25 protein-coding genes are annotated in these 22,491 nt (G+C 48.1%); 12 read left to right on the top strand and 13 right to left on the bottom strand.

The annotated features are described in order from the left end of the window. Positions 1-4 precede the first annotated feature (4 nt). Entirely contained in the window at positions 5-1,147 is a 1,143-nt protein-coding gene (locus tag BLS44_RS00455) for an alpha/beta hydrolase (protein ID WP_090388076.1), read from the bottom strand. Positions 1,148-1,293: 146 nt separating this feature from the next. On the opposite strand from BLS44_RS00455, the gene pafA reads away from it, so the two are divergent. The 3 genes from pafA to BLS44_RS00440 all read left to right on the top strand — a co-directional run bounded on the left by pafA (position 1,294) and on the right by BLS44_RS00440 (position 4,377). Continuing rightward, on the top strand, positions 1,294-2,922 hold the full coding sequence (gene pafA / locus BLS44_RS00450; RefSeq protein ID WP_090388075.1) for an alkaline phosphatase PafA: 1,629 nt from the start codon (positions 1,294-1,296) through the stop codon (positions 2,920-2,922). A 4-nt stretch (positions 2,923-2,926) separates the two neighbouring features. Next, positions 2,927-3,985 (top strand): phosphatase PAP2 family protein, encoded by a 1,059-nt coding sequence (locus BLS44_RS00445; protein ID WP_090388074.1) that lies wholly within the window; start codon positions 2,927-2,929, stop codon positions 3,983-3,985. Between the two features lie 134 nt (positions 3,986-4,119). Continuing rightward, complete coding sequence (locus tag BLS44_RS00440) at positions 4,120-4,377, top strand: acyl-CoA-binding protein (RefSeq protein ID WP_090388073.1); 258 nt, start codon at positions 4,120-4,122, stop codon at positions 4,375-4,377. Here the strand turns inward: BLS44_RS00440 and BLS44_RS00435 are convergent, their stop codons facing one another. The 5 genes from BLS44_RS00435 to BLS44_RS00410 form a co-directional block, all read right to left on the bottom strand. Then, a complete protein-coding gene (locus BLS44_RS00435) occupies positions 4,378-5,814 on the bottom strand; it encodes an AAA family ATPase (RefSeq protein WP_090388072.1) in 1,437 nt (478 codons plus the stop codon). A 137-nt stretch (positions 5,815-5,951) separates the two neighbouring features. Further along, positions 5,952-6,458, bottom strand: a complete 507-nt coding sequence (locus BLS44_RS00430) for a DinB family protein (protein WP_090388573.1) — start codon at positions 6,456-6,458, stop codon at positions 5,952-5,954. Positions 6,459-6,597: 139 nt separating this feature from the next. Further along, a complete protein-coding gene (gene rpsG, locus BLS44_RS00425; RefSeq protein WP_090388071.1) occupies positions 6,598-7,065 on the bottom strand; it encodes a 30S ribosomal protein S7 in 468 nt (155 codons plus the stop codon). A gap of 51 nt (positions 7,066-7,116) precedes the next feature. Then, complete coding sequence (gene rpsL, locus BLS44_RS00420; RefSeq protein ID WP_026310044.1) at positions 7,117-7,491, bottom strand: 30S ribosomal protein S12; 375 nt, start codon at positions 7,489-7,491, stop codon at positions 7,117-7,119. A gap of 527 nt (positions 7,492-8,018) precedes the next feature. Beyond that, positions 8,019-9,083 carry a branched-chain amino acid aminotransferase gene (locus tag BLS44_RS00410; RefSeq protein ID WP_090388069.1) on the bottom strand — a complete coding sequence of 355 codons (1,065 nt, stop codon included), beginning with the start codon at positions 9,081-9,083 and terminating at the stop codon, positions 8,019-8,021. A gap of 80 nt (positions 9,084-9,163) precedes the next feature. Between BLS44_RS00410 and BLS44_RS00405 the strand changes: the two genes are divergently transcribed. The 5 genes from BLS44_RS00405 (at position 9,164) to BLS44_RS00385 (ending at position 12,329) form a co-directional block, all read left to right on the top strand. Then, positions 9,164-9,712 (top strand): hypothetical protein, encoded by a 549-nt coding sequence (locus BLS44_RS00405; protein ID WP_090388068.1) that lies wholly within the window; start codon positions 9,164-9,166, stop codon positions 9,710-9,712. Then, entirely contained in the window at positions 9,709-10,296 is a 588-nt protein-coding gene (rdgB, locus tag BLS44_RS00400) for an RdgB/HAM1 family non-canonical purine NTP pyrophosphatase (RefSeq protein ID WP_090388067.1), read from the top strand. The genes BLS44_RS00405 and rdgB overlap by 4 nt, the downstream gene beginning before the upstream one ends. Positions 10,297-10,401: 105 nt before the next feature. After that, positions 10,402-10,995, top strand: coding sequence for an RNA polymerase sigma factor (locus BLS44_RS00395; RefSeq protein WP_090388066.1), 594 nt, complete (start codon positions 10,402-10,404; stop codon positions 10,993-10,995). Further along, positions 10,979-11,821, top strand: a complete 843-nt coding sequence (locus tag BLS44_RS00390; protein ID WP_090388065.1) for a hypothetical protein — start codon at positions 10,979-10,981, stop codon at positions 11,819-11,821. The genes BLS44_RS00395 and BLS44_RS00390 overlap by 17 nt, the downstream gene beginning before the upstream one ends. A 64-nt stretch (positions 11,822-11,885) precedes the next feature. Beyond that, positions 11,886-12,329, top strand: a complete 444-nt coding sequence (locus tag BLS44_RS00385; RefSeq protein ID WP_090388064.1) for an acyl-CoA thioesterase — start codon at positions 11,886-11,888, stop codon at positions 12,327-12,329. 454 nt (positions 12,330-12,783) lie between these two features. Here the strand turns inward: BLS44_RS00385 and BLS44_RS00380 are convergent, their stop codons facing one another. Then, positions 12,784-14,691: a DNA topoisomerase IV subunit B gene (locus tag BLS44_RS00380; RefSeq protein ID WP_090388063.1), complete on the bottom strand. Its 1,908-nt coding sequence runs from the start codon at positions 14,689-14,691 to the stop codon at positions 12,784-12,786. A 197-nt stretch (positions 14,692-14,888) separates the two neighbouring features. Between BLS44_RS00380 and parS the strand changes: the two genes are divergently transcribed. Both parS and BLS44_RS00370 read left to right on the top strand, forming a co-directional pair. Beyond that, complete coding sequence (gene parS, locus BLS44_RS00375) at positions 14,889-15,407, top strand: type II RES/Xre toxin-antitoxin system antitoxin (RefSeq protein ID WP_090388062.1); 519 nt, start codon at positions 14,889-14,891, stop codon at positions 15,405-15,407. Positions 15,408-15,426: 19 nt separating this feature from the next. Next, positions 15,427-15,885 carry an RES family NAD+ phosphorylase gene (locus tag BLS44_RS00370; RefSeq protein WP_090388061.1) on the top strand — a complete coding sequence of 153 codons (459 nt, stop codon included), beginning with the start codon at positions 15,427-15,429 and terminating at the stop codon, positions 15,883-15,885. Between the two features lie 43 nt (positions 15,886-15,928). On the opposite strand, the gene BLS44_RS00365 is transcribed toward BLS44_RS00370, so the two are convergent. From BLS44_RS00365 to BLS44_RS00355, 3 genes are all read right to left on the bottom strand, one after another. Then, a complete protein-coding gene (locus BLS44_RS00365; RefSeq protein WP_245729046.1) occupies positions 15,929-16,183 on the bottom strand; it encodes a hypothetical protein in 255 nt (84 codons plus the stop codon). Positions 16,184-16,294: 111 nt separating this feature from the next. Next, the gene (locus BLS44_RS00360; RefSeq protein WP_176954266.1) at positions 16,295-16,744 is read right to left on the bottom strand and encodes a hypothetical protein; all 450 of its coding nucleotides are present in this window, start codon (positions 16,742-16,744) and stop codon (positions 16,295-16,297) included. A 54-nt stretch (positions 16,745-16,798) separates the two neighbouring features. Beyond that, positions 16,799-17,116: a hypothetical protein gene (locus BLS44_RS00355; RefSeq protein ID WP_090388058.1), complete on the bottom strand. Its 318-nt coding sequence runs from the start codon at positions 17,114-17,116 to the stop codon at positions 16,799-16,801. Between the two features lie 267 nt (positions 17,117-17,383). Here BLS44_RS00355 and BLS44_RS00350 point away from each other — a divergent pair, with 267 nt between their 5' ends. Next, a complete protein-coding gene (locus BLS44_RS00350; protein WP_090388057.1) occupies positions 17,384-18,025 on the top strand; it encodes a hypothetical protein in 642 nt (213 codons plus the stop codon). Between the two features lie 80 nt (positions 18,026-18,105). Further along, a complete protein-coding gene (locus BLS44_RS00345) occupies positions 18,106-18,513 on the top strand; it encodes a DUF4943 family protein (protein ID WP_176954265.1) in 408 nt (135 codons plus the stop codon). Between the two features lie 346 nt (positions 18,514-18,859). Here the strand turns inward: BLS44_RS00345 and pyrR are convergent, their stop codons facing one another. From pyrR to prfB, 3 genes are all read right to left on the bottom strand, one after another. Then, complete coding sequence (gene pyrR / locus BLS44_RS00340) at positions 18,860-19,387, bottom strand: bifunctional pyr operon transcriptional regulator/uracil phosphoribosyltransferase PyrR (protein ID WP_090388055.1); 528 nt, start codon at positions 19,385-19,387, stop codon at positions 18,860-18,862. 51 nt (positions 19,388-19,438) lie between these two features. Next, a complete protein-coding gene (gene pruA, locus BLS44_RS00335; protein WP_090388054.1) occupies positions 19,439-21,070 on the bottom strand; it encodes an L-glutamate gamma-semialdehyde dehydrogenase in 1,632 nt (543 codons plus the stop codon). Between the two features lie 133 nt (positions 21,071-21,203). Continuing rightward, positions 21,204-22,293, bottom strand: a protein-coding gene (gene prfB / locus BLS44_RS00330; RefSeq protein WP_143019614.1) for a peptide chain release factor 2 whose coding sequence is annotated in 2 segments (ribosomal slippage) — positions 21,204-22,232 and positions 22,234-22,293 — 1,089 coding nt in all. Because the reading frame shifts where the segments join, the coding sequence is not laid out codon by codon here. Positions 22,294-22,491: the final 198 nt, after the last annotated feature.

Here is a 22,491-nt window from a genome sequence, read left to right as displayed (position 1 = left end):
TTTTTTAATTGTTTTTTGAAACGAGGGCCTGGTAGAAGAGCGGAAATTCTTTTCTCCAGGCTTCTTCATTATGCCGCCCGCCACTGCGGATAACCGCCGTAAGCCGCGATCCTGGGGCTTTTTGCAGCTCCTGCACCGCTTTTAACAGGTCCTCCGGCATGGTGTCTCCTTCCTGCATCCCTACATAAAAATAAAGCGCGGCCCTTAAGAAGGCGCCATTTTTGCGGATATCCTCATAGATCTTTTTTTCCGTTACCCAAAAGGAAGGAGAAAATACGCCAATACCACCGAATACCCCGGGATATTTTAATGCTGTGTACAGGGAAATAAGTCCGCCCATAGAACTTCCGGCAATAGACGTATGCCGCTTTTCCTTCATCGTCCGGTAATGGCCGTCGATATAGGGCTTTAGCGTCTTTACCAGAAATGCGGCATACCGGTCGCCTTCGGCCCGGGGGATCCGCTTCACAGGGTACGGCTCATACTCATTCAGCCGCAGCCCGCCTCCGTTGTCAATGGCCACTACAATACAGGAAGGCAGCTTTGTATGATCCAGGTACTCATCCACGGCCCACTCCCCTGCATAAGCAGTGTACGCGTCAAAGACATTCTGCCCATCCTGCAGATACAAAACGGGATAGCGCTTTTGCGGCGTGCTGTTATACCCCTCCGGCAAATAAATGCGCAGGTTCCTGCTCCGGCCCAGCTGAGGCATATAAAAATTTTCAACCACCCGAACATTCGGACTTGCCGTATGTCGTTTCTCCGGCAACAGAAAATGATCCTGCCAGCCGGCAACAGTTATCCGTATGACAGAATCGGACACCAATTCGATTTTCCGGTTCGTCATTGCCGCTCCCGCAGCAGTGGTCTCCACTTTCGACCAATCGCCTCTTGTAATTTTAAACTCAAGGGGCCCTGCTAAGCCCGCAATGGTTAACTCATATGCCTGGGCCTTGGTTTTATGAAACCGGTATCCGCCGGCGCCGGGCTGCCAGCCATTGAAATTTCCGGCGACAAAAAACACAGTATCTGCAGCAGCATGCGGGGTAACCGGATCCAGCCGGATGGTGAACCGGTACCCCTGTGCAGCAACAGATCCCGTAAGACAGGCGGCTATGATCAAAAGCAAAAATCGCTGTTCCATATTTTGAAATTATCGAAATTCTGTCAGATGCCACCATTTGTTCAGCCACCCACTGCCCGCAGGCATCTATTGTTCAACTAAACTTTACATAAATGCTATGTTTTATCCCCCCTGTTTCACTATTTTTGGACAAATTGATTATCACGATGAAAAAGATTCACCTTTTACTGATTGCGCTCATTGTTGCCATCGCCGGGTTTGCACAAAACGCGATAAAACGCCCGAAACTGGTTGTCGGCATCGTAGTGGACCAGATGCGCTGGGATTACCTTTACCGCTACGCAGAACGTTACGGCACCGGGGGGTTCAACCGGATGTTAAAGGAAGGATATACCTGTGAAAATACATTCATCAGTCATCTGCCTTCGTTTACTGCCGTAGGGCATACCACTGTGTTTACCGGGTCTGTTCCGGCCATACACGGGATTACCGGTAACGACTGGGTAGACCAGTTAACGGGAAGATCCGTTTACTGTACGGACGACTCTACTGTGCAGGCAGTAGGCAGTAACTCAAAAGCAGGAAAAATGTCTCCCCGCAATAACCTGGCCACCACCATCACGGACGAATTGCGCCTGGCAACCAATTTCCGCTCAAAAGTAGTAGGGGTTTCACTTAAGGACCGGGCATCTATCCTGCCTGCAGGGCATAACCCCACCGGCGCTTTCTGGTTTGATGATGAAAGCCGCCAGTTCATCACCAGTACCTGGTACATGAAAGAGCTCCCCCGCTGGGCAGCACAATTTAATGCCAGGAAAGAGCCCGAGGCGCTTACCTCAAAACCCTGGACCACATTATACCCGGTTAACACCTATACACAAAGTACGGCTGACGATGTAAAATGGGAGGGAAAATTCAAAGGTGAAAAAACCACCGGTTTCCCGCACGACCTCAGTGAAATATTCAAACAGGACCCGGACGTGATCCGCAGTTCTCCCTACGGGAATACCTTAACCCTCAATTTTGCAAAAGCTGCTGTAGAGGGGTACCAGCTGGGAGCGGGATCCTTTACCGATTTCTTGACCATCAACTGTGCATCTACCGACTATGTCGGACATAAATATGGTCCCAATTCTATAGAAGTGGAAGACGTTTACCTGCGGCTCGACAAAGACCTTGACGCCTTTTTTAAATACCTCGATCAAAAAGTAGGAAAAGGGAACTACCTCGTATTCCTGACGGCAGATCATGGCGCAGCGCATGCCATCGGGTTTATGCAGGAGCATCAGATGCCCGCCGACTTCTTCCAGAATGGCAAAGTGATCCGGGAGCTGAACGACCGGCTGAAAGCTGAGTTTGGGGAGGAAAAACTCGTTCGCTCAGGCGCCAACTACCAGGTTCATTTCGATAATGACCGGATCGAAAAAAAGAAGCTTGATTTTGCCGCTATCAAAAAAGCTACCGTTGCATTCCTGCAAAAACAGGATGGCGTGCAGTTTGTGGCAGATGTTGAGAACATTGGCAACGCATCCATACCCGAACCCATAAAAACAATGATCATTAACGGTTATAACCCCAAACGTTCCGGCCCTGTTCAGATTGTGCTGGATCCTGCCTGGTTTAGCGGCAGCCCTGGAGGTACGGGTACTACACATGGCACCTGGAATCCTCACGATACCCATATCCCCCTGCTTTGGTTCGGATGGGGTATTAAACCCGGCAAGCTGACCCGCGAAGTGCATATGACCGATATTGCTCCTACCCTTGCCGCCCTGTTACATATTCAGCGGCCCAACGGATGTATCGGAAGCGTGATCCCTGAAGTAGGACAATAATCATATGAGGAATCAGTTCTGGTCATTGCTGCTTGCCGGCCTCTTGCTTGGCAGCAATGTAACGGCACAAACGGACAGTTCACAGGCCAATGCAATGGGAGTTTCCCCTGCTGACACCCTGGTTAAAGAGGCGGACCATACGGCGTTGGCGGTAAAAGATGAACAGGTTTATCACCTGAGGAAGGGGATCACCCTGATCTACCCCAAACCTAAGAATTTCGGCTTTATAACAGACCTGCCGGGAGATGGCTGGCAATATGTCAAGAACAGTTTTTCACGGGAAAGCATCAAGCCCTGGATCATGATCGCAGGGGCAACCGGTGCGCTGCTGGCATTGGACCAGCCCATTGCGGATGAGCTGCACCGTTTTTCTGACAGGATCCATTTTCACCGTGATAACTCTTATAAAACAGTTTGGGAGGTAAAGATCGGCGGTTCAAAAACCAGCCTGCTGCGGATCCCCAATAACCTGAACAGTGCCTTTTACCAGATGGGACAGGGTTATATAAGCCTGCTGGTGGGCGCCGGTTTATTCACTTATGGGAAAATAGCCAACGACTACCGGTCAAGGAGTACCGCCAGTCAACTGCTGGAATCTTTTTTCCTGATGGGCGCCAGTACCCAATTGGTAAAGCGGATCTCCGGACGGCAATCGCCCTTTATGGCCAGCAACCCGGGCGGCAACTGGCATCCCTTCCCTTCCATAAAAGAATACCAGAAAAATACGCCTAACTACGATGCCTTCCCTTCCGGCCACCTGGCCACTTTAATGAGCAGCGTAACCATACTGGCGGAGAATTATCCCGAAAGCCGTTTTATCAAACCGATAGGCTATAGCATGGTAGCGCTCCTGGGACTTTCCATGATCAACAATGATGTGCACTGGGCCAGCGATTACCCCCTGGCACTGGGCATGGGCTACCTGAGCGCCAAAACCATAGCCAACCGGAGCCGGAAGCTGTTAAAATCGGTGGGCATGAATAAGAATGACCGATCCTCCCTCTCCTTCACATTTGTACGCTTAAACAACCAGCTGATCCCTGGCTTTATCTATTCTTTCTAAGGCGGGTAGATCAACCCCTTCTCGATACCGCGCCGGCTTATTACCGGTGCTTCTTGACGCCAGACAAGAAATTGCCGCCATTGCGCAGCATCACACTACAAACTGTATTTTTAATACCAATAAATCTGCAAAGTATGGAACTCAATCAGCAATTTGAAGCGGCGGTGGCAGCCAGCAAAACCCTGGCCGAAAAACCCTCCAATGATGTGTTACTGCAATTGTACTCCCTGTACAAACAGGCCACCGAGGGTGATGTGCATACAGAAGCGCCTTCCAACCCGTTCGACTTTGTGGCCAAAGCCAAATACAATGCCTGGGAAGAACAAAAAGGAAAGTCAAAAGAAACGGCAATGCAGGAGTATATTGACCTGGTTGGCAAATTGAAGGGGTGATCATCCGAACAGATCCTGCATGGTTACTTCCGATACAATACGCCCGGTGTAGTATCTATTCTGCATAGTACCATAGGTTGTGATCATGGTAGGAAAGATCGTTTTCTTCGTTTTTGTCCGTTCCTTAAAGACACTTACTTTATTGTCAAGCTCGGCTGCATACTTTTTATCAATAACAAACGCTTTGTCCGAAAATTTCATTTCACAGATATTGATACAATGATCCTGTCGATCCAGCAGCAGATCAATTTGAGCGCCGGCTCCCCCCTGTTTCGAGATATATCGCCAACCCGACGCTTCGGTGTATACGCTTCTGATACCCAGGGCTTCCTTTATTTGCGGTACATGTTTTTGACAAATGGCTTCAAAAGCATAACCGCTCCAGCTATTATAAGATTGCCCTGCTGCCATCTTGTGCCAGGTGCCAGAGCCCATAGCACGGGCGCGGTCTACAAATTTCAGGTAAAACAGGGAATATTCATCAGACAGCTTATAGACAGCATCCCTTGAAGTTTTTTCAAATGGTATATATTGAGCAATAAACCCCGATTGTTCCAGTTCCTCAAACAACCGGGTCGTTGTTCCTCCCGTCGTAAATCCGCAAGCTGTTATGACTTCCGTCCGGCTCATTCCACCCGGCTTTTTAGCAAGCTGGCGTACGATCGACTCATGATAACTGGCATTGTTAAACAGCGACCGGTAAAGTACACTAAACTCCGTTTTAAGCATCCCATTCCTTTCAAAGAAGAGCTTATCGATAACCTGGGTTGCACTTTCCCCTTTGTCAACCTGTTTCAGATATTGAGGGATCCCGCCAATTGCCATATAGAGCTGTAATACCTGGTAGCGGTCTAACCGTATGCCACGACTTGCCAGATAAGCTTCGGATTCCCTCAAACTAAAAGGCAGGAGCCGGATTATACGGCTGACCCGGTTATGAAGACCGCCCCGATTATGAAGTACGTTTTCAACCATCCAGGATGCTGCGGAACCGCAGATAACGACTTTTAGTTGCGGCTGACGCGATGCCCAGGTGTTCCACCAATGTCCAAATGCCATTAAAAACCCGGATTTAGGCGTGTGCATCCATGGAAATTCATCAAACAATACAACCACCGGTTGCGCTTTAATTTTTGTTTGTAGGAAATCGCTGAGAAAGGTGAATGCCTGCATCCAGCTATCCGGGGTCGCCGGTGGAATCGCAGACTGCATGGCCTGTTGAAGGGCCTTGCTAAAATTCAATAATTGTTCCGCCAGGCCAGCCTCATGAAGTCCCGTACACTCAAATACAAGCTGTTGCTGATAATACCCCCGCACAAGAAACGTTTTTCCTACCCGGCGGCGGCCCAGGATGGCAATCAGCTCCGCCTCCTTCGAGCCCAGCATGTCTTTCAGTATTTTCTTTTCGGCATCCCGGCCAATGATTGCTTCTCCCATATAGTTACGGACAAATATATTTTTTTATTTTCGTCCATAAATATACTCTCAAATACAGTTATGGACAAATATGCTTTTTTATTTTCGTCCACATCCTAAAAAACCTCATCCTTCTATGATTTCTGAAACCAGCTCCGTCACCCGTTCTGAAGCACTTTTACGGTTACTAACAGCTGGCCAGTATGCCGCATCGTGTGCTCTGCGGCATGAAAACAAAGTCCGATCACTGTTGAAGGAAGTCCGGCTCTTCCTACCGGCCGGGGCTCCGTCAGCAACGGGGAACCAAACTGTTTATAGCGATCGATGGTTGCTGAAATAGCCCGACTGACCTGTTCCAATAAGGCGTCCGTTGTCATTTCATCCGCTACCGGTTCATTTTTCAGGTAGGCCAGTTGCTCCGGCGACAGCATTTTTCCTTCGGCATAGCTGAGCAGCCGGTCCAGTACCCCCGCTATATGTTTTAAGTGAAAGCCAACGGCAGCCACACCAGCCGGCCGCTCCCATAACCATGCATCCGGAAAATCCTTTAACAGGGCCTCCAACTCTTCGCCGGCCTGCAACAATGCATTCGCTGCCGGCTGCAGTTCTGCTGCCACGGAGGGGTCGTTCTCCCCGCGTAACCAAACTTCTTTTTTTGCTTCCAAGATATCCTCCTTTGTTTGAACCACTACAGATCGGCACCCAACCCGGGCCGTTTATAAATGTACGGTATTTACTACAACAAGCAAAAGCCCGCTCCTTTCGGAACGGGCCTCTGCTTAAAGCATCTTTTATAATAGAAGATTATACTCTGAAGTGTGCAAATGCCTTGTTGGCCTCTGCCATACGGTGAGTGTCTTCTTTCTTTTTGAAAGCAGCACCTTCACCTTTACTGGCCGCAACGATCTCGTTGGCCAGTTTATCTGCCATGCTACGACCGTTCCGGTCGCGGCTATAGCGGATCAGCCATTTAATGCTCAATGAAATCTTACGATCAGGACGCACCTCCGCAGGGATCTGGAAGGTAGCACCACCAATACGACGGCTGCGTACTTCAACCGCTGGGGTTACGTTGGCCAAAGCCTTTTTCCAGATTTCGTACCCATCTTCATTGGTTTGCTTTGCAACTTTATCCAGGGCATCATAAAAAATAGTGAATGCTCCACTTTTTTTACCCTCCCACATAAGGTTGTTTACAAAACGGGTAACCAATTTATCGTTGAACTTGGGATCCGGTGCTAACGGAAGTTTCTTGGCTTGTGCTTTACGCATCTTTTATAATTTATATCTAATGTCTAAAATCTAATGTCTAACGTCTAAAAATTACTTTTTAGCTTTTTTAGTTCCATACTTGGAGCGGCTCTGCTTACGGTCTTTTACGCCGGCAGTATCCAGGCTTCCGCGTACAATATGGTAACGTACACCCGGCAGATCCTTCACACGACCACCCCTGATCAGCACGATTGAGTGCTCCTGCAGGTTATGTCCTTCACCCGGAATGTAAGCGATCACCTCTACCTTATTGGTCAAACGTACCTTAGCTACCTTACGCAGCGCAGAGTTTGGCTTTTTAGGGGTTGTAGTATAAACACGGGTACAAACACCACGACGCTGCGGACACTGATCCAAAGCCCTGGATTTGCTTTTTGCCCTTATAATTTCTCTTCCTTTACGAACTAACTGATTAATAGTAGGCATTCTTTAATGCTTTAAATTTAGGACGGCAAAGGTAGCATTTGTTGATGAACTTACAAAAATAATTCTCATTTTTTCTGCCCTGCCCTTATTTTTTAACCGGCAGCAGTAATCCTGCTCGTCTTCGTTGTGTCACTCCCTTGTACTGCAGAATTCCTAATCATCTGTTTCTCAAAAAATTACAGACTATCAGTTTGCAAAGTTAATACATTCCTGCCCCTGGATAGCGTGCCGGCCCGGTTGTATCCCGGAACACCCGCAGCAAATTGGCCTTCCCTTAAAAGCGGCATTTCAACACCACATTGCGTTCCTGCCGGTGTTTTTGAAATAACCGCTCCCGGTTCCGGAACAAACCGGTCTTTAAAAGGAATTGCGCCTCCCTGTTATAAGACGGGTTGCCCTCAAGCCCCCGGCCAGGTTTACGCCCCGGGAAGGATGTTTAATAAAATCCAAAGGGCATATTATATAATTAACAAAAAACGGGGCCGGAATTGAGTTCCCGGCCCCGCCCCATGATCAAAAAGGATCATTTATACGCTTTCCAGCCAGCCATAAGGATCACCATGTTTGTGCTCCTTATAATCCAGCAGGTATTTTTTCATCTCCGCGGAAATAGTCATGCTGTCCACATCAAATTCCATCACAAAGTCCTTATACTTCAGCTCTTTTACATGAGAAATAGTGGCTGCGGTCCCGCATCCGAATACCTCTTTTAAATGGCCGGCTTTATAGGCTTCGATCAGCTCATCGATCGATACTTTACGTTCTTCCACTTTAAAGCCCTGGTCGCGGAACCGCTCCAGCAGGCTCAGGCGGGTAATACCGCTCAAAATAGTTCCGTCTGTAAGATCCGGGGTCACCAATGTATCTCCGATGATGAACATGATATTCATCGCGCCCACTTCCTGCACATATTTATGCTCCAGCGCATCCATCCACAATACCTGGTCGTAGCCCTGCTTTTTTGCTTCTGCTGACGACAGCAGGGATGCCGCGTAATTACCGCCGGTTTTGGCAAAGCCCGTTCCGCCGGGAGCCGCCCTTGTGTACTTTTCTTCTACATAAATACGGGCCGGCGCCGAAAAATAAGAACCGGCTGGGCCCGTAATGATCAGGAATTTATAGGAAGAGGATTCTTTTACCCCCAGTGTTTCTTCCGTGGCAAAAAGAAAAGGACGAATGTATAGCGACTCATCATAACCGGAAGGAATAAACGCCTTGTCCAGTTCCACCAGTTGTTTCATTCCATCTATAAAAATCTCCTCGGGAACAGCGGGCATGGCCAGGCGCTCTGCCGAGCGGTTCATCCGCTTCCAGTTCTCATGCGGCCGGAAGATATGAATGTTCCCGTTCTCGTCTTTATGGGCCTTTTGTCCTTCAAATATCGTTTGGGAATAATGTAGCACCGATAGGGCTGGTAGGAAGCCGAGCGACTCATAAGGGCGGATATTGACATTTGTCCACTGACCATCCACATAATCCGCTTCCAGCATATGGTCAGAAAAATACTTACCAAAACCCAGGTGGTTAAAATCCACCTGCTCCAGCTTGCTTTTACCGGTTTTCGTTACCGGTATACTCATTGCTTCCACCATAAAATATTATTTTTGATCCCGATACCGCTCGGGAGTATAGCGAAGGTACGAACAGCGCTGTTAGGAAAAAAGTAAAACGTATGAGTCTGAACAAAATTGATCTGTCGCCCCGGTTGATCGCGCGATTGTATCCAAGGTCCCTTTCTATAGATCTCACAACCCAGGCCCCGCCTGCTTCACAGCCCGGGCCGCCTGCTACGGTTCCCGGTGCAGAGCCCCCGGTGGTAGCAGCCATGACCGACTGGAAATCGCTGGGCGGCAATAAGAAGCACATCCTGGTAGTGGTGGACTACCCGGACGACCTGCATCTTCCGGACACCTCGTTCCAGTTCCTCTCGCAGCTGCTCAACGCCTGCCGGCTGACGCCCAACGACGTGGCGATCGTTAACCGCAGTAACTACCTGCAGGTCGATCACCGGGAGTTTATCGGTCATTTTGAGAGCACCACCTTATTGCTGTTCGGGACCACAACAGCGGCATTCGGATTACCTTTTGAGATCCCCCCCTACCAGGTGCAAACTCATGCGGAGCTGACCGTGGTTCATGCCCCGGCACTGCATGAGCTTAAAGAGGACAAACCTGCAAAGACCCAGCTATGGGCCAGCCTTAAAAAAATTTTCAATATATGATCGAATTGATCTTTGCCACTAATAACGAAAACAAGGTGCGCGAAATCCGGCAGGCCCTGCCTGGAGGATTTGCTATTATCAGTCTTAAAGAAGCCGGTATCCTGAAAGAAATACCGGAACCCCATCCTACCCTGGAGGCCAATGCTACGGAAAAATCGACAGTGATCTACCAGCTGACCGGCAAGAATTGCTTTAGCGAGGACAGTGGCCTGGAAACAGAAGCGCTCAACGGCGCCCCGGGTGTCCTGAGTGCCCGCTTTGCCGGTGGTGAACCGGAGTACGCTTCCAATACAGAAAAACTCCTGGCCCTGTTAAAGGACCAGGAAAACAGAAAAGCCCGGTTTAAAACAGTTATCTCAGTCATAATCAACGGAAAAGAAGAGCTTTTTGAGGGACTTTGCAGCGGCACCATTGCCCCTGAACCAAGGGGGAACAATGGCTTTGGATATGACCCCGTTTTTATTCCCGAAGGGAGCAGCAAAACATTTGGCCAAATGACCCTGGAGGAAAAACAGGAATTTAGCCACCGAAAGAAAGCAGTTAAAAAACTGGTGGTATATTTGACGAGTCTTGTGGATAGCTGACCGGTTCAAAAGTGTACAGGTTTGCAGGAGAAATACAGCCTGCTACTGGTAAATGCATCAGCCGGTTAACCCAGATACAAGCCACTTTTTAAAAAATTTAAAAATTTGAATACAGAAAGCAACCATATCATACCCGACAGCGACTTAATAAAAGGATGTATTGACGGAGATCGAAGGATGCAGGAAGAGTTGTACCGCCGCTTTGCTCCGAAAATGTACGCTGTTTGCCTGCGTTATGCTTCCAATGCTGAAGAAGCACAGGATATATTGCAGGACGCGTTCATTAAGGTATATAAAAAGCTGGACAGTTTCAGGGGCGACGGGTCATTTGAGGGGTGGGTGCGCCGTATTTTTGTGAACACGGCCATTGAACATTTCCGCAGAAAGAAGTACCTGCAACCGGTAACAGAAAAGGAAGAGAATACTATTGAAGGGAAATACGTTTCCGTACTGGACGAACTAGCTGAAAAGGATATTTTACAACTGATCACGCAATTATCTCCCGGCTACCGGACGGTGTTCAACATGTATGTAGTGGAAGGCTACTCGCATAAAGAGATCGGCGATATGTTGGGCATCAGCGAGGGGACCAGTAAATCGCAGCTTTCGCGTGCAAAAGCGATCCTGCAGGACCTGGTAAGAAAATACATTGAGAATAAAGATAAAATGGACACGGTAAGCAATGAACAGCCAACATAAATTATATGATTACCAGGTAACGCCACCGGCTGAGGCATGGACCAACATCGCCGCAGAATTAGAGGAGTTACAGGCGTTAAGACCATTGGGGCAAAAATTGCAGGTACTCGAAACCGTACCACCTGTTGCCTCCTGGGATCATATCTTCCAACATCTCGAGGAAGAAGATTCATTCAGCCATCTTTCCGAGCGGCTGCAGGCGCTTGAAGTAGCGCCACCTGCTATAGCCTGGGATAAAATAGATGCGGAACTGGGTACGGCCAGGCCAGCATCAAAACTGGCCCCGGTAAAAAAAGGCAGCTTCAACTGGTCGAAGTACGCTGTGGCCGCCTGTATTGTGGGGCTGCTGGGATTCTCTGTCTTCCATCTTGTTGAAAAATCCAACAGGGATTCCAAGAATATTATCGCCGACCTGTTTGAAAAAAAGGACGATTCCAGCAAATCCCCTGTGGCCCTGCAGGCTCCTAAAACAAAGCCCACTATCAAACCCCATACAGAAACAGGTACAGACCTGGCCCTTAATGAGCCTGTTAAACCGATACAGATCAAAACAGCCTCCGGCAATACCTATAAAACAACGGTAGAAAAAAACAAAGCCATCCAGGGCCGCTATATCATGCTGATGACCGAAGACGGGAATGTAGTACGGATGTCTAAAAAACTGGGGAATATGGCAGATTGTGTTGCCGGTGAAAATACCAGCAGCGACTGCAATTACCAGATTGAGCAATGGCAGAAAGAGATGGCCAAGGCGCCCGTAGCTGCTACCCCGGATAATTTCCTTGATATACTGGAAATGGCCCGGTCGGAAAATTCGGGTCTCTAAGAATAGGAAAATCAGCATCCCGCACCTGCACAGGAATCATAAACGGCAGGTTTAAACATGCGATATGCCCAGGATCAGGATTACGTTACCCCAAGCATTTCATTTTTCCTGTACCATACCGGTACGGGTTACCGACATTAATTATGGCGGCCATGTTGGCAATGACAGCCTGCTGGGCATGATCCATGAAGCCAGGGTTCAATTCCTGCACCGGCTTGGATATACCGAGCTTTTGATGGAAGGAGTTGGCCTCATTATGGCCGATGCCGCCATTGAATTTAAGAGTGAGGCTTTTATGGGCGAATCGCTGATTGTGTCCGTAACAGCCGGGGATATCCACCGCGCCGGGTTCGACCTCTATTATTTACTGGAGAAGGAGGTTGCAGGCAAAAAAGTGCGGGTTGCGGTTGCAAAAACAGGAATGATCTGTTTTGACTATGCGCTCCGGAAGATAGTCCCCCTGCCCGATGCTGCCTTGCAAAAACTGGAAACGGTTGCTTTGCCCTGACTTCATAGCAGCAGCCAAAAACAGGCTTTTCCCTTCGCAGAGAAGCGCAGATCTAAAATATGTTATCCTGCAGTTATCCCCGCAGCCATCGCATACACATGCCAGGGTCAGGTTTTGACCGGCGCCTTAATCAATGCGAAAGTGACAAGGAGCTGCACTGAAGGGTCAAATTTTCCATTGGCGGAACGGCAGCCGGGATTTACAGCACCAAGATCCTAAATTCCAATTCTTACTGCTCCGTATGGATCAATGCGTTTATAGCGGTGTTTTATGATAGGTCTAACCTTTGTCTACCCGGCACCAGACACCTGCAGCGCAGGAAATGTCTTACACCGGTTTTAGCATTTGATTTTTAAACCGGCCGCTATTTGAATCTTTGTCCATCTCAATGCTTTTACGATTGGGGCATTATATCAACAACCCACAATGAGGTCATTCCCCGGCCGGCTCTATATTAAGCAGCCGCTTCCTCCTCTGCCTGGTCTATCTCCACTACCAGGTTATCAATAATAAACTCCTGGCGATCCATGGTATTCTTACCCATATAGTACTCCAGCAATTGCTGAATATGATCGCCCTGCTCCAGCCGCATCAGCTGTTTCCGCATATCACCGGCAATAAACTGGGCAAATTCTTCCGGACTGATCTCCCCCAGCCCTTTAAAACGGGTCACTTCCGGTTTGCCGGTCAGCTTTTTCATCGCCGCTTTTTTCTCCGTTTCGCTGTAGCAATAGATCGTTTCTTTTTTATCACGCACCCGGAACAAGGGCGTTTCCAGTACATATACTTTTTCCTGTTTTACCAGTTCCGGAAAAAATTGCAGGAAAAAAGTCATGATCAGCAGCCTGATATGCATGCCGTCCACATCCGCATCTGTGGCAATAACAATATTATTGAAGCGCAGGCCTTCCATTCCCTCTTCAATGTTCAACGCATGCTGTAACAGGTTAAACTCTTCGTTTTCATATACCACTTTCTTGGTAAGCCCAAAGCTGTTCAAAGGCTTTCCCCGCAAGCTGAAAACCGCCTGGGTCTCCACATTCCGGGCCTTGGTTATGGAGCCGCTGGCACTGTCGCCCTCGGTAATAAAAATCGTGGTCTCATTTTGCTTTGCGATAAATTCTTCCTTTCCTTTGGAAGGAGCGTCGTCATTCAGATGATAACGGCAATCGCGCAGCTTTTTATTATGCAGGTTGGCTTTTTTAGCCCTTTCATTGGCCAACTTTTTAATACCTGCAAGATCTTTGCGCTCCCGCTCGCTCTGCTCTATCCGCTTTTTAAGCGCCTCTGCAGTTGAAGAGTTCTTATGCAGATAGTTATCCAGCTCCCTGGAAAGAAAATCACCTATAAACTGCTTCATACTGGGGCCGTTAATGTCTACGTTCTGCGAACCCAGTTTTGTTTTGGTCTGGCTTTCAAACACCGGTTCCACTACCCTTACCGCTATGGCGCCAACAATAGCGCCCCGGATATCTGAAGCATCATAATCTTTTTTATAAAACTCGCGAATGGTCTTTACAAACGCCTCCCTGAATGCCTGCTGATGGGTACCTCCCTGTGTGGTATGCTGGCCGTTCACAAAGCTGTACAGTTCCTCTCCGTAATCGTTTCCGTGGGTAACCGCCAGTTCAATATCCTCTCCCTTTAAATGAATGATCGGATACCGGATCTCATCCTCATTGGTCTTGCGTTGCAACAGATCCAGCAAACCATTGCGGCTAATATAGGTTTTACCATTGAAAATGATCTTTAGACCCGCATTCAGGAAACAATAGTTCCAGATCAGATTTTCGAGGAACTCGGGATGAAATTTAAAATTTTTGAAGATGGTATCATCCGGAATAAATGTCACCAGGGTACCATTGTCTTCACCCGTTTTGGCCTCTTTGCTCTCTTTTACCAGCACTCCGCGCTCAAACTCAGCACATTTATCTTTTCCATCACGCACCGCGACCACTTTAAAATAATTGCTCAGCGCGTTCACTGCCTTGGTACCTACCCCGTTCAACCCCACTGATTTCTGAAAAGCACGACTGTCATATTTGGCCCCGGTATTGATCTTGCTTACCACATCCACCACTTTACCAAGGGGTATCCCCCGCCCATAATCCCTTACCGTTACGGTATTGTCTTTAATGGTCAGTTCAATGGCCTTACCATAACCCATCATGTATTCGTCAATACAGTTATCCATCACCTCCTTCACCAATACATAAATCCCGTCATCCGGGCTGCTGCCATCTCCCAGTTTTCCGATATACATTCCCGGGCGAAGCCGGATGTGTTCTTTCCAGTCCAGACTTTTAATACTGTCTTCATCATACGTTACGCCTGCCTTAGGTGCTGCAATGTCTTTTGCCATGAATCAAATCCTTTTTTAAAATGCTTCGCCGGTACTAAACGAAGCGTTCAAACTTACATAAAATTTTCCATTCAGATAATTCAGGGCACTATCACATTGGCATTTTTCCAAGCCCCGCTTTCAGGGATTTTATCAAAAAAACGACAAAATGAAAAAAAACAAAACAAAATGTCGTATATTTGGAGAAATGGGTCAAAATGAAAAAAGAATCAAAAATAAAACCTTACCCAAAAGGTGATGATGATCCTATTTCTGTTGTTAACGAGCCCGCACCGGCACTTCAGGATTCTGCCAATAATTTGCGCGTCATACTTGGCGGAAGCAAGGCCGTAAAGCAGCCGCTTTCCGGAGATCTTGATCTGATTGCGCTTACGCGAACAGGTATCAAAAAGGCTACTTTAAAATCCCTGGCTACCTATATGGGTATTAATATGGAGCAATTGAGCAGCCTGTTGCATTCCTCTCACCGCAATATTCAACGCAAGCAGGATGATGAGCTTTTGGATACCCTTAAAACCGAAAAGGTATTGGAACTGGCAGCATTTGCACAGCGGGGTATAGACGTGATCGGCTCTAAAGAGTATTTTGCGGAGTGGCTGCAAAGTCCTTTGCCAGCCCTTGACAACAAAAAACCGATCGACTTTCTGGATACCACTTTCGGTATTCAAATGCTTAATAAAATACTAGGCCGTTTAGAATACGGGGTGTATTCATAGCCTTTTTAACTTTTGCAATTTGCACATTTACAGGATAGCCCAGGAATCTTTTGCCATGGACCTCTCAGGAAAGGGTGCATGGATGAACGGCGGGCGCTGGAACAGCGAGGGCCGCTTTTCGCTATATGCATCTGCAAGCCGTGCACTGGCGCTCCTGGAAATACTGGCGCACGCTCCTGCAAAGATGCTGACTGTTAAACCCTATATATTATTAACGCTTGAAGTTGCAGATACGGTGCAGACGGAACAGATATTTCCGGAAATGCTACCCGCAGACTGGGAGGTATCCGAAAGCGCGCAAACAACGGCACAATTGGGGGATCGGTTCTTAAAAAGAGGCGAAGCGCTTTTGCTGATGGTGCCCAGCGTCATAATGCCCGAAGAACGGAACTATGTATTAAACCCGCTACACGCCGACATGAAAAAAGTGAAGATCGTTCACCAGCGAAGAGTAGTTTTTGATAAACGGCTGTTTTAATTTCCCAAAACTCCCATACCGGAATGAATACCCAATCGATACTTTAAGAAGTGATCTTATTTTTTTCGGCGTAAGAATCAATGACCGCTCCGATTGATTTTACTTCCTCATCACTCAGATCGCCCCAGATCTGTTTCCAAAAGCCCTCATCATTACGGATCTGCGTAATTTCACCGGATCCCACGCTGCATTTGTAAAATGTAACTCCGTCTGTTGTTTCTGCAGGTGTTACCTGTATCTGGGTTCGCTTACCATCGATGGTCGCTTCAATCGAAAACTGTTTATTTCCCGTTTCCATAACATCCTTTTTAATGATGAAAAAGCCGGGCAGTGCCGACAGGTATCCCTGAAAAACTACCAAGATCAGGCCAAAGAGCTTCTTTGATTGTGCTGTCCTCTGCCCAAACGGTCAGTTTTTGAATAATCGGATGCTATCATAAAATACTTCCGCCTTTTTATTATGGAACTGATATCTGAAAGTGTGGTATCCCTTCCCTTTGAACAACAACCCTTTCTGCAATACCCGGCGGTTTGCCCAAACCCTGAAATATCCCTGCGGGTCGGTTTTGCCGGTAAGCTTTCCTGATGGTTCGCAGATCCGGACACCGGGAAGTCCACGCCCCAGCGAATCGCTGACAAGCCCATAAAAAACGATCTTACCTGCTAGGGAATCACAGACCGGTTCCGACCAGGAAACGGGGTAATCTTTAAGCGCCTCTTTTAATGGGCTCAACCCTACCGCTTTCCTGCGCACATCCAGATGCAGCATGTCTTTCACCGGCCATAATATCGGATTTCCCGCATAATCGCCCCCCAGCTGGGTTCCATAAAACTGAAACCGCTCCCGGAACATCTGCACCCGGTCATACAGATATGCCGCATATACTTTGGAGGCCTTTCCTTCAGAAGCCGCCTACTCCAGCACGGGCAGGTATTGCTCACGGGTAAGGGAGTCCGCATGCTGAATAACAAGCCATAATGCTTTTGAGGCTTCCGGCGAAATCAGCCGCTGATCGGGCCAGCCATATTGTTCAATGATCCGGGAAACCCTTCTGGTATTGAATGAATCCGTCTTATTGAGGTATGCCCAGTAACGGGTTACCGTATCGGCATTGGCGCCGTATTTTGCGGCTAATGCATTTAAGGTGTCCCGGGGCCCTTGATCTTTTACCAGTACCTCCGCTAATTCCCGGGAAATGCGATCATATGGGATTGCTTCCTGGCCCGGCATTTCCCCGTGGAAAAAAAAGAATAAAAAGCACCAAAACAATCGTGTACTGTACCGCCGCATATCAGCTGGAACAACCAGGTCACTTAAAAGTTCAGATACCGGCTAAAAAACGCAGCCGGTGCCCAATGCTTTTCATGATTGCCGTCTACCAGGTTTCACAAAACAACTGTCCTACAACAGGATTACTTTTGAGCCCAAAGTGATACTTCCGGGGATTCCTGTTGCGTCTTGCCGGCACGCCCCGTCTTAAATAAGAAACTGTTTTGTATGAGTAAGATATATTTCCTGATTGCTTTGGGTATAATCATTTTACCAGGCTGTAAAAAAGACAAACCGGAGCCTGATCGCTGCAAAAACTGCAGGATCGCTTACAAGCCGAATGTGTACCTCTATCCATTAAAAGAAACGGATCTGCAGGTGGAATTGAGCTTCCCCCTGGGTGGCTCGGTCATTGCATCCATCCCCGCCTACCATACCGGCTGGAAGGTAAGGGTGGCGCCGTCTGGCAAAATCGACGGGCAATACGATTATCTTTTTTATGAAAGCCAGCAGCCCGACAACTGGCAAAAGAATGCGGGCCATGTAGTATCGCGTGACAGCCTGCAACAATTTTTTGAAACGGATATGGCGGCCTGTCAGTTTAAACCTAAAGAGATCAGCGATTTTATCAATTACTGGATCCCGAGGCTAAAAGAGGCTCCTTATTATGCGGTTTATCCACAGGAAAAATCAATAATTGACAAGTTGATCCGATTGCATTTTTCTGAGCAGCCGGATGCCGTTTTAAGACTATTCTACCTCGTAAAGGCACTTGACAGGCCTATAAAGCTATCTCCCTATAATAAAAGAGAAACGGTCCTACGGCACGGTTTTCATGTGGCAGAATGGGGCGTCATACTTGAACCATAAGATAACTTTGTATTGATCAAAATAAAGCTGGAATCATCATGAAAAAATGGGCGCTGCTTATAGGAATAATAATGCTCCTCATGGGCTGCAAAAAAGAGGGGTTCGATATCAATAATCCTAATGCCGAAACGTTTGTGCAACAACTGAAAAACGGAACCTATAACGAATATGAACACGATGAAAAAGGGGAGCGCCTCTGGCTCCAGATGCCCCGGTTCCGGCAGGAACATATTGGGGCGCTCATTGCTTTATCTAAAGATACCACGCATATACAAAAATTCCCCACCAATCCCCTTTCTTCACACAGCCCGCTCCCTGAAGGCAGAAACTATTTTATTTTAGGGGAATGCCTGTTATGGATCGTGGATGGCATCAGGGGCGCTTCCCCGCTTGATGCGTATCTGATAGATATTTCTAAAGAGGTGAACGAAAGACGTAGTGGTATTACGACTGCTGAAATATTGATGATCAGCGACAGATACCGGTAGTGGTGGAACGAAAATAAAAATGGCAATTGGAAAACAGTTAATCCTTTAGCCGGCACATCGTACCGGTGGAGGTAAAGCAGCCGGCAGATGGATTGGCAGTTGTTGCATCCTGAGGGCAGAACAGGTTACCTGGATTTTATTTTGTTATATCGCTAAAAGAACGGGTATAAAAGCGCCCGGTTTATACCGGGTAACTGCCCTGGTCCCTTAAGGATTATTTATCCGACGCCCGTGTTTCCCGCGCCGGCCGTTTGGTTTCTTTTGATACACCGATCCCTCCATTTACCTCCATACCAGGCAGTACCCGGGTCCGAACCCGGCAGGTAAAGAATATTTCCGTCCCTGTTTATCCCTCCGTCATGGTCACATGATCCTTATCGCTGTTTTCTGTCCAGCGTACCAGTACCTTCTGCGTTTCAAAAGAGTCGATGTACTTACCCACATAGTCGGCCTGTATCGGAAACTCCCGGGTAAACCGGCGATCGATCAGCACACAGAGTTCTACTTTCTTTGGCCGGCCATAGTCCAGCAGGGCATCGAAGGCCGCGCGCGTAGTGCGGCCGGTGTACAGGACGTCATCGATCAGGATCACATCTTTCCCTTCGATCGAAAACGGGATATCCGTTTCATTGGCCGCATGCAGCTCGTTACGAACATCATCCCGGTAAAAAGTGATATCCAGCTTCCCGTAATCAATCGGCTGCCCTTTTGATATTTTCTGTATTTCGGTATAGATGCGGTTCGATAAAAAAATACCTCTCGGCTGCAGGCCGATAATGGCGATCTTCGAAAAATCATCATGATTCTCCACGATCTGGTGTGCCAGCCGCCGGATAGTGATCGCGATCTCTTCGGGTTTTAGAATCAGTTTCAAGATTAAACGGTTTCAGGTTTAACGTTTCAAGTTCCAAACTTTAAACAACTATTATTCCTCTGCCATAAACGGGTACCGGTAATCTACCGGTGGGTTAAAGGTCTCTTTAACCGTGCGTACGCTCAGCCAGCGATAGAGGTTCAGGATCGATCCGGCCTTATCATTGGTCCCTGAAGCACGGGCGCCTCCAAATGGCTGCTGCCCTACTACTGCCCCTGTGGGTTTATCATTGATATAGAAATTACCTGCAGCATTGGAAAGGCGTTTTGTAGCCGTTTCTATCGCTGCACGGTCGGTAGCTATGATGGAACCGGTTAACGCGTAAGGCGAAGTGCTGTCCACCAGGTCCAATGTCTTTTCAAAACTTCCGGCAGGATATACGTACACAGTTAATACCGGGCCAAAAATCTCCTCGCGCATCGTAATAAATTGCGGGTCCCTGGCTTCGATCACCGTGGGCTGAATAAAGTATCCTTCACTTTTATCGCAGTTACCGCCCGCTACAATACGGGCCTTCGGATCTTTCCTGGCTTTATCGATATAGCCTTTGATCTTATCAAAACTTTTTTCGTCAATTACCGCGTTGATGAAATTACTGAAGTCTTCAACCGACCCCATTTTAAAGGAATTCACCCCTTCAACCAGCAGCGCCTTTACCTCCTTCCAAAGGTTTGACGGGATGTATGCACGGGATGCAGCGGAGCATTTTTGTCCCTGAAATTCAAAAGCGCCTCTCAGCAGCGCCGTTGCAACCACGTCCGGGCGGGCACTTTTATGCACCACCACAAAATCCTTACCGCCGGTTTCGCCTACAATACGCGGGTAGCTTTTGTATCTGGGGATATTTTTCCCGATGGTTTCCCACATGTGATTAAAGACCCCTGTTGAACCTGTGAAATGTACACCGGCAAAATCCCTGTGACTAAAACACACATCCCCCACAACCGGACCGTCCACATAGATCAGGTTGATGACTCCATCCGGAAGCCCGGCTTCCTTCAAAATGCGCATAAAGAGTTGTGCCGAGTAGATCTGGGTATGAGCAGGTTTCCAAACCACCACATTGCCGCACATGGCCGCAGAGGTAGGCAGGTTACCGCCGATCGCCGTAAAATTAAAAGGGGTAATTGCCAGTACAAAACCTTCAAGTGGCCGGTATTCCAGGCGATTGTGCATGCCGGGGCCACTTACCGGTTGCTGTTTATAGATCTCACTCAGAAAATGAACATTGAAGCGTAAAAAGTCGATCAATTCGCAGGCGCTGTCGATCTCCGCCTGGTAGGCATTTTTACTTTGTCCCAGCATGGTGGCTGCATTCATCTGTCCGCGGTATTTGGTTGCGATCAGATCCGCCGCTTTGAGAAAAATGCCGGCGCGGCTTTCCCAGGTCATGGCCTCCCAGCCTTTCTTTGCAGTCAATGCCGCGTTTACCGCCTGTTGTACATGTTTTTTTTCACCGATGGAAAACTTTCCCAATACAAACTGATGCGCATGGGGCGGGCGCAGGGGCTCTTTTTTTGATGTGCGTATTTCATCGGCACCGATATACATGGGCACATCGAGTTTCTGACTCTTCAGCAACGCAATCGCTGCTTTGAGGCTTTCCCGTTCTTTACTTCCGGGGGCGTAGTTCAGTACCGGTTCGTTGGCCGGTAAAGGATAGGAAAATGATCCCTGGTGCATATTATCTTAATTTGAAGATTTGAAAAATTTTAATCTGAAAATACAGTTCCCGGTATTTCCAATCATTGTTTATTTCTTTTCGGATCCCCGGTTCGTTCCCAGGGCCGATGGAATGCCGGTCGCCGCAAAAGGATCAGACCGTTTCTTTCCGCTGCATCAGGTAGGCCTTGATAAAGCCGTCCAATTCCCCGTCCATCACCGGCTGCACGTTCCCCACTTCGTATTCGGTACGGTGATCCTTGATCATTTTATAGGGGTGAAACACGTAGCTGCGGATCTGGCTGCCCCATTCAATTTTTTTCTTGTTGGCGTTTGCTGCATTTTTCAGCTCCTCGCGTTTGCGCAGCTCTTCCTCATATAACCGGCTTTTCAGCATCTGCATGGCCTTTTCCCGGTTCCCCATCTGGGTCCGTTCGGTTTGACAAACCACTACGATACCCGTGGGAATATGGGTCAGGAACACTTTCGTTTCTACCTTGTTCACATTTTGTCCGCCGGCACCACCACTGCGTGCTGTTTCCATTTTTACTTCGGAATCCTTGATCTCAATATCAATGGTATCATCCACGAGCGGGTACACAAATACCGATGCAAAAGAAGTATGCCTCCGGGCATTGCTGTCGAACGGAGAAATGCGCACCAGCCGGTGCACGCCGCTCTCAGCTTTTAAAAAGCCATAAGCAAAGGGTCCTTCAAACTGCAGGGTGGCCGTTTTAATACCGGCGCCATCCCCCCATTGCCAGTCCAGCTCGGTTATTTTCCAGCCCTGCTTTTCGCCGTACATCCGGTACATCCGGGCGATCATTTCTGCCCAGTCCTGGCTTTCGGTACCACCCGCACCTGAGTTGATCTGGATCACCGCCGGTAATTCATCCTCGGCTTCGTTCAGCGTGCTTTTAAATTCAGCATCCTCCAGTACGCCCAGCGCATGGTCATAGGCTTCCTGGGTTTCGGCTTCGGTGGCATCGCCCGCCTTCCAGAAATCGAACAAAACCGCAAAATCCTCTACTGCTGTTTCGGCTTCGCGAAACAGGTTCATCCAGTATTCATTGGTCTTTAAGTTCTTTAAAATCTCCGTGGCACGCTGATTATCGTCCCAGAAGCCGGGACTTAGCGAAAGCTGTTTATCTTCATTTATTTTCTGTTGACGGTTCTCGACGTCAAAGAAACCTCCTTATCCCGAGAACGCGGGACCGCATATCCTGTAATTTTTCCTGTGTCATAGGCAGCAAAGATACGTTCTATTTCGGATTTGTAACCGGTTGCACAAACGATTGTTCAATAAGGCAGCGAAGCCGTTTGCAGGTTGCTTATAAAAGGGAACCTATTTTATCTTAATTTACTGGCCGGGCACCGGTACTGCTATCGGGCCTTGCTTGCGTCGCACTGTTCAGCGGCAGTGCTGCTATCTTCCCTGGGGA

This window comes from Niabella drilacis, from assembly GCF_900101395.1.
Classification (GTDB): Bacteria; Bacteroidota; Bacteroidia; order Chitinophagales; family Chitinophagaceae; genus Niabella; species Niabella drilacis.
This window is presented reverse-complemented; position numbering and strand designations above follow the sequence as displayed.

Excerpts from the sequence above, each read along its gene's own strand:
- rdgB (WP_090388067.1), top strand. The coding sequence starts at position 9,709 with ATGATCGAATTGATCTTTGCCACTAATAACGAAAACAAGGTGCGCGAA.
- BLS44_RS00455 (WP_090388076.1), bottom strand. The coding sequence starts at position 1,147 with ATGGAACAGCGATTTTTGCTTTTGATCATAGCCGCCTGTCTTACGGGA.
- pruA (WP_090388054.1), bottom strand. The coding sequence starts at position 21,070 with ATGCACCAGGGATCATTTTCCTATCCTTTACCGGCCAACGAACCGGTA.
- BLS44_RS00435 (WP_090388072.1), bottom strand. The coding sequence starts at position 5,814 with ATGGGAGAAGCAATCATTGGCCGGGATGCCGAAAAGAAAATACTGAAA.
- BLS44_RS00355 (WP_090388058.1), bottom strand. The coding sequence starts at position 17,116 with ATGCCGGGCCAGGAAGCAATCCCATATGATCGCATTTCCCGGGAATTA.
- BLS44_RS00350 (WP_090388057.1), top strand. The coding sequence starts at position 17,384 with ATGAGTAAGATATATTTCCTGATTGCTTTGGGTATAATCATTTTACCA.
- BLS44_RS00405 (WP_090388068.1), top strand. The coding sequence starts at position 9,164 with ATGAGTCTGAACAAAATTGATCTGTCGCCCCGGTTGATCGCGCGATTG.
- BLS44_RS00440 (WP_090388073.1), top strand. The coding sequence starts at position 4,120 with ATGGAACTCAATCAGCAATTTGAAGCGGCGGTGGCAGCCAGCAAAACC.
- rpsL (WP_026310044.1), bottom strand. The coding sequence starts at position 7,491 with ATGCCTACTATTAATCAGTTAGTTCGTAAAGGAAGAGAAATTATAAGG.
- BLS44_RS00365 (WP_245729046.1), bottom strand. The coding sequence starts at position 16,183 with ATGGAAACGGGAAATAAACAGTTTTCGATTGAAGCGACCATCGATGGT.
- BLS44_RS00345 (WP_176954265.1), top strand. The coding sequence starts at position 18,106 with ATGGGCTGCAAAAAAGAGGGGTTCGATATCAATAATCCTAATGCCGAA.
- BLS44_RS00410 (WP_090388069.1), bottom strand. The coding sequence starts at position 9,083 with ATGGTGGAAGCAATGAGTATACCGGTAACGAAAACCGGTAAAAGCAAG.
- pafA (WP_090388075.1), top strand. The coding sequence starts at position 1,294 with ATGAAAAAGATTCACCTTTTACTGATTGCGCTCATTGTTGCCATCGCC.
- BLS44_RS00380 (WP_090388063.1), bottom strand. The coding sequence starts at position 14,691 with ATGGCAAAAGACATTGCAGCACCTAAGGCAGGCGTAACGTATGATGAA.
- BLS44_RS00445 (WP_090388074.1), top strand. The coding sequence starts at position 2,927 with ATGAGGAATCAGTTCTGGTCATTGCTGCTTGCCGGCCTCTTGCTTGGC.
- BLS44_RS00390 (WP_090388065.1), top strand. The coding sequence starts at position 10,979 with ATGAACAGCCAACATAAATTATATGATTACCAGGTAACGCCACCGGCT.
- BLS44_RS00385 (WP_090388064.1), top strand. The coding sequence starts at position 11,886 with ATGCCCAGGATCAGGATTACGTTACCCCAAGCATTTCATTTTTCCTGT.
- parS (WP_090388062.1), top strand. The coding sequence starts at position 14,889 with ATGAAAAAAGAATCAAAAATAAAACCTTACCCAAAAGGTGATGATGAT.
- rpsG (WP_090388071.1), bottom strand. The coding sequence starts at position 7,065 with ATGCGTAAAGCACAAGCCAAGAAACTTCCGTTAGCACCGGATCCCAAG.